The sequence below is a fragment of the Streptomyces sp. NPDC002809 genome, assembly GCF_040295435.1.
Lineage (GTDB): Bacteria > Actinomycetota > Actinomycetes > Streptomycetales > Streptomycetaceae > Streptomyces.
The window spans coordinates 1-2,490 of sequence record NZ_JBEOVJ010000171.1; the positions used below are offsets into that span (position 1 = coordinate 1).

Below are 2,490 nucleotides of genomic sequence, written 5' to 3' on the forward strand. Positions count from 1 at the left end.
CCACCCCCCGTTTTTACTGCCGCACGCCGTCTTCATTGCCCCCCACCCCCCGCCCCCCCCCCCACCTTCCGGGGCGGGGCCCCCCCCGCCGGTCCCCCCCCCCCCGCCCTCTTGTTGCGTTCTCTCAGTCCGCTCAGCGCATCTTTCCGCCGCGCGGCATCCGCATGCCCTTCGGCATGGGGCCCTTCGGCAGCGGCATGTTGCTCATCAGGTCGCCCATCGCACGCAGCCGGTCGTTGGCCGCGGTCACCTGCGGGCCGGTCAGGACGCGCGGCAGCTTCAGCATCTTGGTGCGCACCTTCTTGAGCGGCACCTGGCCCTCGTCGTTGCCGACGATGATGTCGTGCACGGGTACGTCGACCACGATGCGGGCCATCTTCTTCTTCTCGGCCGCCAGCAGGCTCTTCACCCGGTTCGGGTTGCCCTCACCGACCAGCACGATGCCCGCCTTGCCCACGGCGCGGTGGACGACGTCCTGACTGCGGTTCATCGCGACCGCCGGCGTCGTGGTCCAGCCACGGCCCACCCGGTCCAGTACGGCCGCCGCCGCACCCGGCTGTCCCTCCATCTGCCCGAAGGCCGCCCGCTCGGCACGCCGCCCGAAGACGAGCACCATCGCGAGGAGGGCGAGCACGAAGCCCAGGATGCCCAGGTAGATCGGGTGGTCGATCAAGAAACCGATCGCGAGGAGGACACCGAAGGTGACGATTCCCACGCCCGCGAGAACAAGACCGATCTTGGAGTCGGTCCGCCTGGTCATCTTGTAGGTCAGGGCGATCTGCTTGAGCCGCCCCGCGTTCTCGGCGCTGTCCGCGCCTTCAGTGGATTCTGCCTTCCTCGCCATGCAGTGAAGTTTACGTGGCCTAGGAACGGTGGTCGGCCACGGCCTCCAGTACGTACTCGGACTCGACCCGGTCCTTGGCCCGGCGGCGGTCCTCGAGGACCGCGGTCCAGGCGTTGCGGCGGGCGGTGCGCTGGCCGCTGCTCAGGAGCAGCGACTCGACGGCGCGGAGGGCGTCGGTGACGGAAGGAAGGGCGGTGGCTCGTACCGGCACGGCCTGCATCGTGGAAGTCCCCTCGGAACGGATGCGCTCACCGGACGGTGCCGGCGGGCGGAGTGTGCTGCGCGGACTGGATACGGGACGCAGGGTCGGCAGTGGCAGGGAGAGTCACTGCGCTGCGGGTATCCAGGGTCACTGCTTGGTGTTACCAGCGCATGACCGGTCGGTCAAACACCAATGAAACCTTGATACGGGCGCCGCGCACGCCGACGCGGCCCATACGCGCCTCCGACCTGCGAGGAGCGCACGGGCCGCGTCGAATCAGCCGTTACTGATCAGTAGCTTCTTGTGCCCGGATTCACACGGGCACTGCTACGCGGTCGGCGCCGCGGCCACCGCGCCGCGCCGCTCCATCGCCTGCTGGAACAGCCGGCCCGCGCGGTACGAGGAGCGGACCAGCGGTCCGGACATCACACCGGAGTAGCCGATCGCGTCGGCCTCGTCCTTGAGCTCCACGAACTCGTGCGGCTTCACCCAGCGCTCGACCGGGTGGTGGCGCGGGGTCGGCCGCAGGTACTGCGTGATCGTGATGAGTTCGCAGCCCGCGTCGTGCAGGTCCCGGAGCGCCTGGCTGACTTCCTCGCGGGTCTCGCCCATGCCGAGGATCAGGTTGGACTTGGTCACCAGACCGGCCTCGCGGGCGCGGGTGATGACCTCCAGGGAACGCTCGTAACGGAAGCCGGGGCGGATCCGCTTGAAGATCCGCGGCACCGTCTCCACGTTGTGTCCCAGCACCTCGGGGCGCGAGGAGAAGACCTCGGCGAGCTGCTCGGGCTCCGCGTTGAAGTCGGGGATCAGCAGCTCGACCTTGGTGTGGCCGCCCTCCCGCTCCGCCGTCAGTGCGTGGATCTGGCGCACGGTCTCCGCGTACAGCCAGGCACCGCCGTCCTCCAGGTCGTCGCGCGCGACGCCGGTGATGGTGGCGTAGTTCAGGTCCATCGTGACGACCGACTCGCCGACGCGGCGGGGCTCGTCCCGGTCCAGTTCCTGCGGCTTGCCCGTGTCGATCTGACAGAAGTCACAGCGCCGGGTGCACTGGTCACCGCCGATGAGGAACGTGGCCTCGCGGTCCTCCCAGCACTCGAAGATGTTGGGGCAGCCGGCCTCCTGGCACACCGTGTGCAGACCCTCGCTCTTCACGAGCTTCTGCAGCTGGTTGTACTCGGGGCCCATCTTCGCCCGGGTTTTGATCCACTCGGGCTTGCGCTCGATGGGGGTCTGGCTGTTCCGGACCTCGAGGCGCAACATCTTGCGCCCGTCGGGTGCGACAGCGGACACTCCGGCACTCCCCTTTGCTTTCGCTGCATTGGATTCTTCGGCGAACACCAGGGTACGCCCGTTGTTCAAACGGCATTACGTCTGCCCAACCTGTGGCCGGCAGGGCCTATTCCCGGAGGTGCGCTCCGAGGGTCAGGCCGTGGCCACGGCC

3 protein-coding genes are annotated in these 2,490 nt (G+C 68.7%); all 3 read right to left on the reverse strand.

The annotated features are described in order from the left end of the window. Positions 1 to 133: 133 nt before the first annotated feature. Entirely contained in the window at positions 134 to 844 is a 711-nt protein-coding gene (locus ABT025_RS39325) for a DUF4191 domain-containing protein (RefSeq protein ID WP_351003626.1), read from the reverse strand. Positions 845 to 863: 19 nt separating this feature from the next. Further along, positions 864 to 1,064, reverse strand: a complete 201-nt coding sequence (locus tag ABT025_RS39330; protein WP_136330099.1) for an SCO2195 family GlnR-regulated protein — start codon at positions 1,062 to 1,064, stop codon at positions 864 to 866. A gap of 309 nt (positions 1,065 to 1,373) precedes the next feature. Further along, positions 1,374 to 2,339 carry a lipoyl synthase gene (gene lipA / locus ABT025_RS39335; RefSeq protein WP_351003627.1) on the reverse strand — a complete coding sequence of 322 codons (966 nt, stop codon included), beginning with the start codon at positions 2,337 to 2,339 and terminating at the stop codon, positions 1,374 to 1,376. Between the last annotated feature and the right edge of the window lie 151 nt (positions 2,340 to 2,490).